At 76.5% G+C, this 16016-nt stretch carries 8 protein-coding genes; 5 read left to right on the top strand and 3 right to left on the bottom strand.

The features are described from left to right. The first annotated feature begins 356 nt into the window (after positions 1 to 356). Both ABTZ17_RS23720 and ABTZ17_RS23715 read left to right on the top strand, forming a co-directional pair. Positions 357 to 2573 (top strand): asparagine synthase-related protein, encoded by a 2217-nt coding sequence (locus ABTZ17_RS23720; protein WP_352197716.1) that lies wholly within the window; start codon positions 357 to 359, stop codon positions 2571 to 2573. Between the two features lie 208 nt (positions 2574 to 2781). Continuing rightward, complete coding sequence (locus tag ABTZ17_RS23715) at positions 2782 to 6294, top strand: AfsR/SARP family transcriptional regulator (RefSeq protein ID WP_352197702.1); 3513 nt, start codon at positions 2782 to 2784, stop codon at positions 6292 to 6294. Here the strand turns inward: ABTZ17_RS23715 and ABTZ17_RS23710 are convergent. Continuing rightward, positions 6278 to 8278 (bottom strand): sigma-70 family RNA polymerase sigma factor, encoded by a 2001-nt coding sequence (locus ABTZ17_RS23710; protein ID WP_352197701.1) that lies wholly within the window; start codon positions 8276 to 8278, stop codon positions 6278 to 6280. The genes ABTZ17_RS23715 and ABTZ17_RS23710 overlap by 17 nt on opposite strands. Positions 8279 to 8991: 713 nt before the next feature. Then, positions 8992 to 9753, bottom strand: coding sequence for a TetR/AcrR family transcriptional regulator (locus ABTZ17_RS23705; protein ID WP_352197700.1), 762 nt, complete (start codon positions 9751 to 9753; stop codon positions 8992 to 8994). Between the two features lie 324 nt (positions 9754 to 10077). Here ABTZ17_RS23705 and ABTZ17_RS23700 point away from each other — a divergent pair, with 324 nt between their 5' ends. Together ABTZ17_RS23700 and ABTZ17_RS23695 are read left to right on the top strand one after the other, a co-directional pair. After that, positions 10078 to 11625: an NAD(P)/FAD-dependent oxidoreductase gene (locus ABTZ17_RS23700; RefSeq protein WP_352197699.1), complete on the top strand. Its 1548-nt coding sequence runs from the start codon at positions 10078 to 10080 to the stop codon at positions 11623 to 11625. 187 nt (positions 11626 to 11812) lie between these two features. After that, the gene (locus tag ABTZ17_RS23695) at positions 11813 to 13546 is read left to right on the top strand and encodes an ATP-binding SpoIIE family protein phosphatase (RefSeq protein WP_352197698.1); all 1734 of its coding nucleotides are present in this window, start codon (positions 11813 to 11815) and stop codon (positions 13544 to 13546) included. 106 nt (positions 13547 to 13652) lie between these two features. On the opposite strand, the gene ABTZ17_RS23690 is transcribed toward ABTZ17_RS23695, so the two are convergent. Next, a complete protein-coding gene (locus ABTZ17_RS23690; RefSeq protein ID WP_352197715.1) occupies positions 13653 to 14936 on the bottom strand; it encodes an MFS transporter in 1284 nt (427 codons plus the stop codon). Positions 14937 to 15058: 122 nt separating this feature from the next. On the opposite strand from ABTZ17_RS23690, the gene ABTZ17_RS23685 reads away from it, so the two are divergent. Continuing rightward, positions 15059 to 15601: a MarR family winged helix-turn-helix transcriptional regulator gene (locus ABTZ17_RS23685; RefSeq protein WP_352197697.1), complete on the top strand. Its 543-nt coding sequence runs from the start codon at positions 15059 to 15061 to the stop codon at positions 15599 to 15601. The last annotated feature ends 415 nt before the right edge of the window (positions 15602 to 16016 follow it).

Below are 16016 nucleotides of genomic sequence, written 5' to 3'. Positions count from 1 at the left end.
CCGGCCGTGCGCTCTGGCCGGTGCCCGGGGGCGGCGATTCGATGACGGGTGCGTGGGTCGGCCCGCTGCACGGATCCGGTGGGCCGGAGCAGGCCGCCGCCCCAGTCCCCGCGGGCGGTGGACCGGGCCGGGAGGCGGGCCGCGCCTCCCGGGCCGCGGCCGCCGCGCGCTGCGGGGTGCCTTCGGGCGCCCTCAAGAATGGCTGAATCCGGCCTATGGGGCAGGGGGAACGGAACGCCAAATACCGCATGACGGGGGCGCGTTCCTTCCCATGTGCGCCCCTCTTCGCCCCTCCCGCGCGCCCGTCACGTGGCAGCATGGTCCCCGACTTGTCCACAGTCTGTGGAGGCGGCCGGATGCGGTGGTTGGTGGGCTGGAGCAGTATCGCCGCGAGCTTCGGTACGGCCGGACGCCTCGGCGGTGCCGCGCCCGGCGCCCCGGGCCCCTACGGCTCCTCCGCCGGCCCCGTCCACGGCGGCTTCGCCGAGTCCGACGACGCCCCCGGCGACGCCGAACGGACCGTCCACCCCGTCGGCGCCCAACTCCTGTGGGGCGACCCCGATCCGCTGTGGGCCGTCGGCGACTGGCGCCCCGACGAGATCCGCACCGTCACCGCCGACCCCGCGGACCCCTTCACCCGGATCGCCGTCCTCGGCTGCTGCGGGGCCGACGACGCCGAACTGCGCCGCGCCCTGTCCGCCGCCCGCGGCGGCGCCCTGCGCCACCTCACCCGCTGGCCCGGCAGCTACACCGCGGTGGTCCAGGTCGGCCGCCGGATCACCGTCACCTCCGACCTGGCCGGCGCCCGCCCCGTCTTCTACACCCCGTGGGCCAACGGCACCGCCTTCGCCACCGCCGCCCTCCCGCTCGCCGACCTCATCGAGGCCCAGCTCGACATCGGCCACCTCGCCGCCCTGCTGGCCTGCCCCGACAGCCCCGAGGCACTCGGCGACGGCACCCCCTACGCGGGCGTCCGCCGCATCCCGCCCGGCCACGCCCTCATCCTCCGCGAGGGCTCCCGCGAGATCACCGGCTACGAACCGGTCGCCTCCCTCGCCGTGGCCGCCCCCCAACTCGCCGCCGAGCAGGCCGTGGAGGGCGTACGGGAAGCACTCGTCGACGCGGTGCGCGCCCGGCTCACGGCCCCCCGGCACGCTCCCGACGCCACCACCGCGGCCGTACCCGACCCCGGCCCCGTGCCCGGCATGGGCCCCGCCGACCGCCGCGCCGCCCGCGGCGCCCCCGCCCCCGGCATCGGCGCCGACCTGTCCGGCGGCAGCGCCTCCGCCACCCTGGCCCTCCTCGCCGCCGGTCTGCCCGGGGTCCCCGGCACCCTCTTCGGTCACGGCACCGCCGCGGGCCAACGCCTGCTCGCCGTCACCTTCAACGACCTCGCCACCCCGCTCCCGCGGGCCCGCGAGGAGGAGCTGGAACGGGCCAGGGCCATCGCCTCCGACCCCCGCCTGCACCACGTGGTCGTCGCCGCCGCCGAGGAGTCCCTGCCCTACGCCGACCTCGACGGCCCCCTCACCGACGAACCGGCCCCCGCCCTCGTGGCCGCCGCCCGCGACCGCCGCCGCCTCTCCGCGGGCAGCGCCGACCACTTCACCGGCCACGGCGCCCGACAGGTCCTCGACGCCCACCCGGCCCGCCTCGCCGACCTCCTCCTGGACCGTAAGAGACGCCACCTGGTCCGCCCCGTCGCCGCCCTCACCCGATCCGAGGCCCGCTCGGCCCCCGCCGCCTACGCGTCCCCCCTGACCGTCCCCCTCACCGTGTACCTCGCCGCCCGCCGCCTCTCCCGCACCTCCTACATGACGGGCATCCGCGAGGCCGCCGCCCTCCTGCGCGACCACGGCTTCCCCGGCACCGGCCACGAGACCGCCACCGGCCCCGTCGACGCCTCCCTCGCCGCCCTCACCTGGGCCCGGCCCGGGCCCGCCGCCCGCTGGCTCACCGGAGAGGCCCTCGCCGAAGTGGCCCTGCGCCTGGACGCCGCCGCCGGCCGCCCCCCGCTCTCCCTGCGCCCCGGCGAGGCCCGCGCCCGCGCCGCGCTGGCCCGGCACGCGGCCGGCCACCGGATCTACGAGCAGGCCGTGGAGGTCCGCAGCCAGCGCCTGCACGCCCCCTTCCTCGACAACCAGGTGGTCCGCGCCGCCCGTGCCCTCCCCGAGTCCCTGCGGGTCCAGCCCGGGGCCCGCGCCGCCGTCCTGCGCAGCGTCCTGTCGGGCACCGGGGTCCGCGAACTGCCCCCGGGCTGGGGAGCGCCCTCCCCCCTGGACGGGGCCTCCTCGGTCCGCGCGGGCCTGCGCGCCGCCCTGGACCCCCTCCTCGACCTGTTCGCGGCCCCGCTCCTCGCCGACGCGGGCCTCATCGACGCCCAGGTGGTCCGACAGGCCCTGGTCGACGCCGCGGCCGGCCAATCCGTCCCCCTCGACGGCATCGCGGAGCTGGTCTCCACCGAGCTGTGGCTGCGCCGGCTGTTGTCCCGCCGCGGCACCTGCTGGACCGGCACCACCACGGTCCGCCGCCGCGCCGTCCCCACCGGGGTGCCGGTGCGCCGGGCGCTCTGAGCGGCGGTGCCGGCGAGGCGCGGCCGCACTCCGCTCGCGCGCCGCCGACCCCCGTCCCACGGCGCCCTTCCTCATCCCGTTCCCCCTCCCGTCCCCGCCCCGTACCGAGGGCCCCACCCGGGCTCTCCGCCCGGAACGCCGGGTACCGCCCGGGGCCCCGCCGGAAAACCGGGGGGCGCTCGCGGCCTCCGGGCGGCAGAATCGACCGGTGCGGTACCTGATCCTGGGCGCCACCGAGGCGCGCGACGACCGGGGCACCGCCCTACCCCTCGGCGGCCCCCGGCTCCGGGCCCTGCTCACCGCCCTCGCCCTCCGCGCCGACCGCCCCCTGCCCGTCCCCGTCGCCGAGCTGGTCGACGAGGTCTGGCCGCCCGACACCGGACGCCCGCCCGCCGACGCCCCCGCCGCCCTCCAGGCCCTCGTCGGCCGGCTGCGCCGGACCCTGGGCCGCGAGGCCGTCCGCTCCGGACCCGGCGGCTACCGCCTCGCCGCCGCCCCCGACGAGGTGGACCTGCACCGCTTCACCGCCCTGGCACGCGAGGGCGCCGCCGACCTCGCCGCCGGCCGGTACGGACCCGCCGCCGACACCCTGCGCAGCGCCCTCGGACTCTGGCGCGGCCCCGCCTTCGCCGACCTGCCGGACGGCGCCGCCCACCGGGCCCGCCCCGAAGCGGCCCGCGCCACCGCCCTGCGCGACCGCATCGAGGCCGAGCTCCGCGCCGGCCGCGACCCGGCCCGTCTCGCCGCCGAACTCACCGGACTCGTCGCGGACCACCCCTACGAGGAGCCCCTGCGCGCCCAACTCATCCGCGCCCTGAGCGCGGCGGGCCGCAACGCCGACGCCCTGATCGCCTTCGAGTCCGCCCGCCGCACCCTCGCCGACACCCTGGGCACCGACCCGGGCCCCGAACTCCGCGCCCTGCACCGGCACCTGCTCGCCCCGGCTCCGACCCCCGCCGGGCCCACCCCGCCGCGCACCGGACCCGCCACCGGCGAGCCGCCCGCACCCGCCCGGCCCGCCCCGCCCGTCGTCCCGCCCGCCGCCACCGCCGAGGCTCCACCCGCGGCCCCCGCCGGGACCCGCGCCGCCCCGCCCGCCCCGCCGGCGCCCGGCAACCTCCGCGCCCGCCTCGACTCCTTCGTCGGCCGCGAACCCGAGCTGGCCGCCCTGGCCGCCGCCCTGGGCCGGGAACGACTGGTCACCCTCACCGGGCCCGGCGGCTCCGGGAAGACCCGGCTCGCGGAGGAGGCGGCCCGGGCGTACGTCCGTACCCGCCCCGGCGAGGGCGCCTGGCTGGTCGAACTCGCCGCGCTGGAGGACCCCGCGGCCGTCCCCGGGGCCGTACTGAGCGCCCTGGGCCTGCGGTCCGCCACCCTGCTGGCCCGCGAGACGCCCCCGTCCGCCCCGGGCACCACCCCCGATCCCGGCTCCGGCCCCGGCACCACCCCCGACCACGGCCCCGATCCCGGCTCCGGGGCCGCCGCCCAGCTGGTGGAGTACTGCGCCCGCCGCCGCCTGCTGCTCGTCCTCGACAACTGCGAGCACCTCGTGGGGGCGGCCGCGGCCCTGGCCGAGCACCTGCTCGTGCACTGCCCCGGCCTGCGGATCCTGGCGACCAGCCGGGAACCCCTCGGGGTACCCGGGGAGGCCGTCCGCCCGGTGGAGCCGCTCCCCCCGGACCCGGCCCACCGCCTCTTCACCGCCCGCGCCCGCTCCGTCCGCCCCGGCTTCGACCCGGCCGCCGACTCCGCCGCCATCACCGAGATCTGCGCCCGCCTCGACGGCCTGCCCCTCGCCATCGAGCTGGCCGCGGCCCGCCTGCGGCTCCTCACCCCCGCGCAGATCGCCGCCCGCCTCGACGACCGCTTCCGGCTGCTGACCGGCGGCGGCCGCACCCGCCTGCCCCGCCAACAGACCCTCCGCGCCGTCGTCGACTGGTCCTGGGACCTCCTCGACGCGGCCGAACGCACCCTCCTGCGCGCGCTGTCGGCGTTCGCGGGCGGCTGGGACCTGGAAGCCGCCGAAGCGGTCGGCGGGGACCCGGCCCTGCTCGGCGCCCTCGTCGACAAGTCCCTCGTCGTCGCCGCCCCCGGCCCGGACGGCGCCATGCGCTACCGGATGCTGGAGACCGTCCACGAGTACGCCACCGGCCGCGCCGCCGAGACCCCGCACGCCCGCACCGCCACCGCCCGCGCGCACGCCCGCCACTACCTCGCACTCGCCGAGGAGGCCGAACCCCTGCTGCGCTCCGGCGCGCAACTGCCCTGGATCCGCCGGATCGAGTCCGAACTCGGCAACCTGCGCGCCGCCCTGCACTTCCTCACCGCCACCGAGCCCTCCGAACCCGAGGCACGACGCCTCGCCTTCGCGCTGGGCTGGTTCTGGTGGATCCGCAACTACCGCGCCGAGGGCGCCCGCTGGACGGATCGGGTGCTGGCCCTCGGCGGCCCCGAGGAGCCCGAAGACCGCGGCCACCCCGAGTTCTGGCCCCGGCTCCGCCTCAACATGCTCCGCATCCTCCTCTACGCCGAGGTCAGCCCGGCGAAGGTCTTCGAGGACGACCGGTCCCGCGCCGCGGCCCGCCGGATCCTGCGCGCCTTCGCCCCCGGGGACAGCCCGGAGGCGGCCCGCTTCCCCGGCATGCTCTGGCCCTTCACGGTCCGCCTCTCCGGCGGCCCGGTGCGGCTGCGGGCCGGCCTGGACCGGACCGTGGACATCTGCCGCCGGGAGGGCGGGGACTGGGAGCTGGGCATGGCCCTGATGCTCCGGGTGCACGTGGACGTGGACCTCCGCGGCGGCCTGGCCGGAGTGGACGAGGACCTGGCCGAGCTGGGCGCGCTGACCCGCCGCGTCGGCGACCGCTGGATGCGGACCCAGGTGCTGTCCGCGGCCGCCGAGGCCGCCATGGGACGGGGCCGCTACCGCGAGGCGGCCCGCGCCTACGAGGAGGCCCTGGAGCTGGCCCGCGAGGTGGAGGCCACCGTGGAGGCGCCCTTCCTGCTGGCCCGGCTCGCCGACATCTCGTACCGGGCGGGCGACCCGGACGGGGCGGAGCGGATCCTCGCCGAGGCCGCGGCGGAGGCCGAGCGGTACGGGGTGCCGGACGCGCACGCCATCGCGGTCCTGCTGTCCGCGCTGATCGCCTACGACCGGGGTGACCACGCCCTGGCCCGCGAGCGCAGCGCCCCGATCCGCTTCGAGGGCTACCAGGGCTCGCCGCCCCCGCAGTTCACCACGGCGGTACGGGTCCTCGAAGCGCTCCTGACGGCCCGCGAGCGGGGCCCGCGCGCGGCTCTGCCCGAGGCCGTCGGGGCCCTGGCGGACGCGGTCGCCGCGCACTGCGCCGAGGACGTCCTCGCGGGAGCGGCGGAGGCCGCGGCCCTGCTGCTGTCGGAGATCGCCGAAGAGATCGGGGAGGAGACCGGCGTGGAGGTCGGCGAGGAGCCGGCCGACCGTGCGGGTCCGTCGGCTGCCGCTACCGCTGCCCAGGGGTGGTCCGGGGCCGTACGGGTGCTCGCCGCGGCCACGGCCTGGCGGTCCGGGCACCCCCGGCCGGTCCCCTTCGAGCTGCGGCTCCGGGACCTGCCCGGCCGGGCCCGTACGGCACTGGGCCCCGCCGGCTACGAGGAGGCGTGGTCGGCCGGTGCGCCGCTGGACCCGGCCGCCGTGGTGGAACTGCTGGGCGGGGCCGCCGGACCGGGGCTCAGCGGCAGCGGATGACCGACTCGGCCCAGTCGCCGAGCAGCAGGTGCGACAGCGGCCCGCCGCCCTCCACCGTGAGGCGCAGCGCCGACCGGCCCTCCAACGACACCGAGAAGGCCACCGCCGGATCCCCGGAGGCCAGCTCCGGCGAGGTCCACAGCAGGGCCCCGTCGGCGTGGACGGAGAACCGCAGGGTGCCGGGCAGGCCCTTCGCCATGTCGTCCACGCCGACCTTGCCCGAGAAGCCGCGGCACGGGCGGTTCAGGTCGATGCCCACCGCGGATCCGGGGCGCACGGTGATGCCGTGCGCGTAGCCGCGGCCGTCGATGACCAGGCCCCACCGCTGCCAGACCCAGCTGCTGGGGCCGCGCCGCAGCTCCGGCCCGGTGTGGTCGCCGAAGGCGGCGCGGGGCAGTTCGGCCAGCGAGTACGCGCGCGGGGCCTGCGGCGGGGTGGGGCGCGGCGTGGGGCGGGGACTCGGCTTCGGCGGCGGGGTGGAGGGCCGGGGCGCGGGAGGGGCCGAGGTCACCGGGGGGCGGCTCGGCGCGGCCGTGCGCGGCGGCGGCGGGGTGGGCCGGGGCCGCGCGGGCGGTACGGGCCGCGCCGCGCTGGGGCGCGGTCGGTCGGCCGGGGAGGAGGCGGGCGGCGGCGCCGGGGCCGGCGGTCGGCTGCGCGGCGGGGTCGGGGAGGGAGCGGGCCGCGCGGGGGCGGAGGGGACCGCGGGAGCGGCGGCCCGGGGCGGCGGTACGGGCCGCTCGGGCGCGGGCCGGTCGTCCCCGACGAAGGCGAACACCACCCCGGCGGCCGTGGCCACGGCCAGGCCGGCGGCGATGGCCGCCTTGGCGGGCATCCCGAGGCCCTCGGCGGCGGCCGCCCCGCCCGCGGAGCCCCCGGCCCCGCCCGCGGAACCCGCACCGGCCGCCCCGGCCGCGCCCGCTGTTCCCGCCGTTCCGGCCGCGGCCCCCGAGGCTCCCGCGCCGCCCGCGCCACCGGCGGCGGCCGCCGCTCCGGCGCCGCCCGCGGCCACCGCGCCCCCGGCCACGACGCCCGCGGCCTTGGCCGCGTACCCGGCGGCGAACCAGCCGATCACGGCCACCGGCAGCAGGGCCGGGATCCCGGCGTTGACGTCCTTCAGCTCGCCCGCCGCCAACCGGCAGCGGGCGCACTCCTCCAGGTGCTTGCGCAGGCCGCGCTCGGCCCGCATCCGCAGCCCGCCCCGGGCGTAGGCGCCCAGCCGGTCCGCGTACAGGGCGCAGTCCCCGCCGACGCTGAGGGCGTCGCTGACGTGCGCCTGGAGGTACGCCTGCTTCAGCCCCTCGCGGGCCCGACTGGCCAGCACGGCGGTGGCGTTGGGGGTCAGCCCGAAGAGCGGGGCGATGGTGCTGGGGGAGGACTGCTCGACGGTGGTGTGCCAGAGCACCGCCTGCCAGCGCTCCGGGAGGCTGCGGAAGGCCCGCATGGCCAGGGTGTGTTCGGCCTCCTCCATGGCCCGCACGTCCGCGCCGCGTTCCAGGGGCTCGGCACCGGCGGCCGGGTTCTCGGCGCCCCGGGCGGCCTGTTCCGCGAAGGCGGCGAAGTCCTCGACGAGGCGTTCCCGCCGGGCGGTCTTCGTCCAACCGGCGGCGACCCTGCGGACAGTGGTCAGGAGGTAGGCGCGGACGGCCTGGTCGGGTCCGGCCCCGCCGCGCACGGCCTGGAGGGTGCGGGCGAAGACCTCGGCGGTGAGGTCCTCGGCGGTGTGGGCGTCCCGGCAGCAGCCGCGCGCGTAGCGGCGCACGGCCTCGGAATGGCGGCGGAAGAGCTCGGCGTAGGCCCCGTCGTCCCCGGCGCGCATGAGGGCGATCAGATCGCTGTCGGAGGGCGGGAGTCCGGCCGGGCCGGGCCCGCTGCCGCCCTCGCGCTGCGCGGGGACCTGCTGGGAGGGGTCGGGGTCCGGTCCCGGTCCGGTCCCGGATCCGCCCCGGACGTCACCGGGTGATTCGTCCCGCCCGTCGACGCTCATCGCGGCAACTCCCGCCGCACCACACACTCGGACCCGTACGCAGACACCGGAAAAGAGTGGCACAGCGGGCGGGGGGCCGTTGCCCGTCCGGGAGTTGTCCACTCCTCCGGGCAGTCCCGGGCATCCGGTGGTGCGACCACCGTTCGACCCCGGGCGCGAGGAGCACCCGGGAGCCACGGGGCACGGGAGCCGTGCGGGACACCGGTGAAGCCCGATTCCCCGGACGCCCGTCCGAACCACCGAACACGGTGCCCGCGGTGCCCGCAGTGCCCGCGGTGCCGGCATTGAGCTCGGCGCGGGGGACGGGCGAACGCGGGGTGCGGCACCGACGGCGGGGGGCCGCCCCGGCACGTGCCCCGGCCACATCACCCCAACCGCCCAACCACCCGGCTGCCCGACCGCCTGGCCCCCCGGCCGCCCGGCTGTCTGGCCCCACGGCCCCCGGACAGCAGAACACCGCCCCCGCCGGGTACGGAACCCGGCGGGGGCGGTGACGGCAATGACGGCCGGTGACGGTAGTGACGGCAGCGACAGTGATGCCGACCGCGACCGCGACCGCGACCGTGATGGTGAACGTGGCGCTGGTGCCGGCGGTGACGACGGGCCCTGTCAGGACCCGGGCACCGCCCCCACCGTGACCGGGCGGACCGCGCCGACCCCGTTCACCCGCCCGCTCGGGGCGCGTGGACACGTGTCGGCGGGTACGCCGGAGATCAGCGGGAGCGGAGCCCCTCCAGCAGGATGTCGAGCAGCCGCGAGGAGGCGGCGGCCTGGTGCGCCGGGTCCGGCAGCGCGGGCGCGGCCGTGGCGATCACCAGCAGGACGTCCGCCACGGTGACGTCGGTGCGCAGCTCACCGGCCGCGCGGGCGCGGTCCACGAGCCGCCCGACGACCTCCAGCAGCGCCCCGGCCCCCGCGTCATCGGCCTGCTCGACCGGCCGGCGGCCGACCACGCGCAGGTCCGGCTGCAGGCCGGTGACCGCCGGAGCGGGCGACTGGCGCTGCTGCGGGACACGGGCCTCGTCCCCGGCCTCGGCCTGGTTCTCGTCCACGCCCACCCGCAGGACCTGCGGCGGCAGCAGTCGACCCGCGCCCGAGGCGACGGAGGTCCGCAGGAAGCGCGACAGCGCCTGCCACGGCTCCTCCTCCTGGCCGAGCGCGGCGCGCGCCTGCTCGGTCAGCCGGGCGGTCTCCTCCTCCGCGATCCTGCGGACGAGCACGTCCTTGCTGGGGAAGCGGCGGTAGACCGTCCCCACGCCGACGCGGGCCCGTCGGGCCACGTCCTCCATCGGCGCCCCGTAACCGAGCTCGCCGAAGACCTCGCGGGCCGCGCGCAGGACGTGCTCCAGGTTTCGCTGGGCGTCCACGCGCAGCGGAGTGGAGCGGCCTATGCCCGGGCCACCCGCGAGGACGCGGCCGTGAGCCTCGGTCGACAGGGCAGCAGCCGTCGAGCCATGGAAATCCGACATGTGCATATGTATCCCCCGGTAATCTTCAAGTCTCCCCCCGGAGACTTCCCCGCCTTCGCGCCAGGAGGGCCACGGTCAGAGCCCCGGCCGACACCCGGCGGACTACGAACATAGTTGAGCCAGAGTCAATTCAGAAGAGGCAGCCCCGTACAGACCGCCGCCCGATCGGAGCATTGACCCCCACTTTTCCGGCAGAGCACCCCGGAATGACCGCCACCACACCCCCTGACCTGCGTCGCTGCACCTTGTCAGGTCGCGCGGAGCGCCCCCTTCCAGGGGCGGCCTTCGGTCACACAATCTGTCGGGCCTGTGGACAAACTCCCGGCCACGATGCGTCATGGGACGGTGAAGGCCGCAGACACCCGGGGCGAGGCCCCCGGCACTCCGCCCCGCAGGCGCATCCTCATCGTCGGCGGGGGGTACGTCGGCATGTACACGGCCCTCAGGCTCCAGCGCGGGCTCCGCGCGGGGGAAGCCGAGGTCACCGTGGTGACCCCCGAGCCGTACATGACCTACCAGCCCTTCCTCCCCGAGGCCGCCGCCGGCTCCATCTCGCCGCGGCACGTGGTGGTTCCGCTGCGCCGGGTCCTCTCCAAGTGCCGGATCGTCATCGGCGAGGTCCGCTCCGTGGACCACGCCAAGCGGACCGCCACCCTGACCACCCTCGCCACCGCGGAGGAGGGCACCGGTCCGGTCCACATCGAGTACGACGAACTGGTCCTGGCTCCCGGCTCGGTCTCCCGCACCCTCCCGGTGCCCGGACTCGCCGAGTACGCCATCGGCTTCAAGACCGTGGAGGAGGCCATCGGCCTGCGCAACCACGTCATCGAGCAGATGGACATCGCCTCCTCCACCCGCGACCCGCAGGTCCGCGACGCCGCCCTCACCTTCGTCTTCGTCGGCGGCGGCTACGCGGGCGTCGAAGCCCTCGCCGAGCTGGAGGACATGGCCCGCTACGCCTCCCGCTACTACCACAACATCGACCCCGCGGACATGAAGTGGGTGCTCGTCGAGGCCAGCGACCGGATCCTCCCCGAGGTCGGCCCCGAGATGGGCCGCTACACCGTCCGCGAGCTCCGCGGCCGCAACATCGACGTGCGCCTGGAGACCCGGCTGGAGTCCTGCGCCGACCGCGTCGCGGTGCTCAGCGACGGGGCCCGGCTGCCCACCCGCACCGTGGTGTGGACCGCCGGGGTCAAACCCCACCCCGTGATCGCGAACACCGACCTGCCGCTCACCGCCCGCGGCCGGCTCCGCTGCACCGCCCGCCTCACCGTCGAGGGCGTCGAGAACGCCTGGGCCGCCGGCGACGCCGCCGCCGTCCCCGACCTCTCCGCCCGCCCCGCCACCGAGCCCACCCCCGGCACCCCGAGGGCCCCTGGCACCGGCAGCGGCACCGGACCCGACACCGGCGCGACGGGCGCACCCGACGGCGCACCCCTCCCGGAATGCGCCCCCAACGCGCAGCACGCCGTACGCCAGGCGAAGGTCCTCGCCGACAACCTCCTCGCCTCCCTGCGCGGCCGCCCCCTCCAGGACTACGTCCACCGCTACGCGGGCTCCGTGGCCTCGCTCGGCCTGCACAAGGGCGTCGCCCACGTCTACGGCCGCAAGCTCAAGGGGTACCCCGCCTGGCTGATGCACCGCGCCTACCACCTCAGCCGCGTGCCCACCGTCAACCGCAAGACACGGGTCCTCGCCGAATGGACCCTCTCCGGTCTCTTCAAACGTGAGATCGTCTCCCTGGGATCCCTCGAACACCCCAGGGCCGAATTCGAAAGCGCGGCCGGCGGGCGCCCCGCGACCCCGCCCCCCGGCCCCGGCCGGAACCCCCCGGGAGACCCCCCGGAGGGGCCCCTCCCGGGCTCCGGAGGCTGACGGCACCAGCGCGGGTCGGCCACACTGGACGTGTGACCATAGGTGGGCTCACACCTCCACAGAGTGACGCCGTCCCGCGCCGTCCCACCGCCGCGCCACGCACCGCACCACCCCGCACCGCCCCTCCGCGTCCCGGCCCGGGACCCGCGACCCAGCGACCACGAGCGACACCACGAGGCAGAACGCAGTGAACTTCACGCGCTGGAGCGCCCGCTTTCCCGGAACGCAACGCCGCGCAGCAGCCCGGTCCGAGCACGCCGCCGCCCGCGCCGCCCGCGGCGAGGGCGCCGTACCCGCCGCCCGCGGCGAGCACGCCGACCCCGCCGCGCCCGGCCCCGCCGACCCCACCGGCACGGACGCCCCCGCGGCCCTCCCCTCCCTCGAGGAACTCTCCGTCCAGGAGGTCCTGGGCCGGCTGCCCGCCCTGGTCGCCGTCCTCCACGGGCCGGAGCACCGCACGGCCTACCTCAACGACGCCTACACCGCCGGGTTCGGCCACCGCCCGCTCGGCGCCCCGGCCGCCGAGGCCCTGCCCGAGCTGGACGGGCTCGGCCTGCTGCCCCTCCTGGACCAGGTCCTGCGCAGCGGCAAGCCCCGCACCGTCAAGAACCGCAGCCTCCGCGCCACCGACGAAGCCACCGGCACCGGCACGGTCCGCCGCGCCGACAGCTCCTACACCGTCACCTGCACCCCCGTCACCGGCACCGGCGGCCCCGAGGACCCCAAGGGCTCCGGCGTCCTCGTGCACCTCGCCGACGTCACCGACCACGCCGAGGCCCTCGACCGGCTCCGCTCCGCCGAACGCCGGCAGCGCGAGGCCGCCGTCACCCTCCAGCGCTCCCTGCTCCCGCAAGAACTGGAACAGCCCGACGACCTCCGCATCGCCGCCACCTACCAGCCCGGCGGCACCGAGGCCGCCGTCGGCGGCGACTGGTACGACGTGATCACCCTCGGGGCCGGCCGCACCGCTCTCGTCATCGGCGACGTCATGGGCCGCGGGGTCCGCGCCGCCGCCGTCATGGGACAACTGCGCACCGCCGTCCGCGCCTACGCCCGGCTGGACCTGCCCCCGCACGAGGTGCTCCAACTCCTCGACGGCCTCGCCGCCGAGATCGACGCCAGCCAGATCGCCACCTGCGTCTACGCCGTCCACGACCCCAACGAGGGCCGGCTCGTCTACGCCAGCGCCGGCCACCTCCCCGTCCTCGTCCGCGACGAGGACGGCACCGTGCACCGCGCCGACGGCGCCACCGGCCCGCCCCTCGGCACCGGCGGCTGGCTGCACACCTCCGGCACCATCCCGCTGGCCCCGGGCTCCACCGCCGTCCTCTACACCGACGGCCTGGTCGAGCGCCGCGGCGAGGACATCGACGAGGGCGTGGCCGCCCTGGAACGCGCCCTCTCCGGCGCCACCGGCACCCCCCAGGTCATCTGCGACCGGCTGATGCGCGCCCTCGGCGTCGGCGCCGACCACGACGACGACGTGGCCGTGCTCGTCCTCCAACACCCCTCCCGCACCGGCCCCGACGCCGAGCTGTTCCACAACGCCGCCCTCGAACTCCTCGGCGGCATCGAGGCCGCCCCGCGCGCCCGCGCCTTCGCCCAGGGGGTACTGACCTCCTGGCGGTTCCCCGTGGAGCTGTGCGACCTCGGCGTGCTGGCCGCCAGCGAACTGGTCGCGAACTCCCTCCAGCACGGCACCCCGCCCATGCGGCTCCGCCTGCGCCGCACCGACCGCCGGCTGATCGTCGAGGTCACCGACGGGGACGACCACCTGCCCCGCCGCCGGCGCGCGGAGCCGGGCGACGAGGCCGGCCGCGGCATCTCCATCGTCGCGACCATCGCCTCCTCCTGGGGCTCCCGGCGCACCCCCGGCGGCGGCAAGGCCGTCTGGTGCGAGTTCGCCCTCCCGGAGGCCTGACCGGCCCGCTCCGGACAGGCGAAGGGCCCCGTCCACAGCCGTGGAAGGGGCCCTTCGCGCTTTCCGACGGAGGACGGCGCCGCGCGCCGCCGGGCCGGATCGGACCTCAGGCCGCGACCGGCTCCGAAGCCCGCTCGGCCGCCGGCACGCGCACCTGCGCCGCCTGCCGGACCGCGTACGGGTTGTCCTGCGCCGGGGTGAGCTGCTTGCCCAGCCGCAGCGCCAGCCCCACGATCCCCAGCGAGACCAGCGCGAAGATCCCGATGTAGAGCATCGGCAGCCCCGCGCCCACAGGCACCCCGAGCGGCCCGAGGGCCAGCGCCATCTGCTTCACCAGGGCGAAGGCGGAGTTGTACTGCCCCACGGAGCCCTCCGGGGCCAGGTCCGCCACCAGCGGGGCCACCGTCGGGGAGAGCATGGCCTCGCCGATGCCGAACAGCGCGTACGTGGTGATGAAGGCGCCCGCGGCCATCACGGCGCTGCCGTGCCCGAGCCCCGAGAAGCCGGCGATCACCCAGGCCACCGTCCAGATCAGCCCGACCAGCGCGATCACCCGGGACCGGCGCCGCCGCTCCACCAGCTTCAGCACGGCGAACTGAGCGATGACGATGGCACCGGTGTTGGCTGCCAGCGCGAATCCGAGGGTGGACGGGGAGATCCCCGCGGCCTCCGTGCCGTACGCGGCGAGACCGGACTCGAACTGCCCGTAGCAGGCGAAGAAGAGCACGAAGCCCAGCACGCAGAGCTGCACCATCGCCTTGTGCCGGAGCAGCCGCCGCCAGCCGCCGCCCCGCGCGGCCGGGTCCTTCGGCATCGCGTCCGTGATCGACGGGACCTGCGGCATCCGGACGCTGAGGATGACCCCGGCCAGCACCAGGAACATCACGGCCTCGATGCCGAACAGCAGCGTGAAGCTGCCGGGCCGGGACTCGTCGACGATCTGCCCGCCGATCAGCCCGCCGATGCCCAGACCCAGGTTCTGCATGAAGAACTGGAGGGCGAAGGAACGGGTCCGGGTCTCCGGGGTGGAGCACCACACGATCATCGTGGCCAGCGCGGGCTGCATCACGGCCTGACCGGCGCCCAGCGCCAGCGCCGAGAGCAGGATCGGCACGGCGGAGGCGGACAGCCCCAGGGCCAGCGCCCCCGCGGACGCCAGCACCGCGGCGCCCGCGACCACCGGCACCGGACCCCGACGGTCGATGACCCGGCCGGTGAAGGGCAGCGCCACGAGGGCGCCCAGCGCGAAGGCGATGAACGCACACGTGGCCGTGGCCGCACCCAGATCCCGGACCTGCGCCACATAGATGTAGAGGAACGGAACCGTGAACCCGATTCCGAACGCGGTCAGCGCGTTGCCTGCCTGGATCCGGCGCATCGCGGCGCCCATCACTTTGGTCACGTTTCACCTGCCATGTACTTGAAGCTCAAGACTTCAGACCTAAAGTTCGACAGTTAAGAGTACACATCGAAGGAGTTAGACGGCAACCAGGGCGTGCCATACTTCGCGCCATGGGTGACACCCCCGACAACACGGGCATCGACGGCCTCGGCGAGCCGAGCCTCGACGAGCAGATCGCCGTCTACCAGCGCGAGTTCCAGGACCTCGACCCGCAGGTCGAGAAGGTGGTCTCGGCGCTCAGCCGCCTGAACCGCCGCATGAACGTCGCGTACGGGCGCCAGACGGCGGCCCTCGGGATCAGCAACGCGGAGTGGGAGGTCCTCAAGGCCCTCGTCCTCTCCGGGGCGCCGTACCGGATGGGCCCGAGCGAGCTGGCGAAGAAGCTGGGCCTGACCCCGGCGGCCATGACGCACCGCATCGACCGCATGACCGCGGAGGGCCTCGTCACCCGTGAGAGGGACGAGAACAACCGCGTCCGCGTGATCGTGGAGCTCACCGCCGAGGGGCGGAGCAAGTGGCTCGACGCGATGCGGGCGGCGACGATCTTCGAGGAGGAACTCCTCCAGGACCTCTCCACCCAGGAGCGCGGCGCCCTCGGCGACATGCTGACCCGTCTGCTGGACCGGGTCGAGGACCTCCAGGCCAAGGGCTGACCGGACCGCTCCGGAGGCCCCTCGGGAGCCCGCCGGATGACCGACCCGGGGGTTGACACGGAACCTCCGGGTCCGTAAGGTTCTTCGAGTTGTCACGGACCGGAACGGTTCTGCGATGACGATCCCGTCGCTTGATGGCGACACCCCTTCTCAGCACGAACTCCCGGGTGGGAGTGAATTCGGCACGCCCGAATTCATGACCACGGCTCGGTTATGAACCGGGCGGGAAACGCGCTAGAGTCCGGACCCGGAAGGGCCCAACAGCCCCGAAGGCACAGCCCGCTGACTGGGAGTCAGACCCGAAAGGTTCTGATAGAGTCGGAACCGCCGGAAAGGAAGCGGACGCGAAAGCGGTCGGGACCGGAAAGGCGCCGAGGAAATCGGAACGGAAACGGTCTGATAGAGTCGGAAACGC

The sequence above is a fragment of the Streptomyces sp. NPDC097619 genome (assembly GCF_040302735.1).
Classification (GTDB): Bacteria; Actinomycetota; Actinomycetes; order Streptomycetales; family Streptomycetaceae; genus Streptomyces.
Note: the sequence above shows the minus strand (reverse complement) of the source record. Positions and strands in the feature narration are given on the sequence as shown.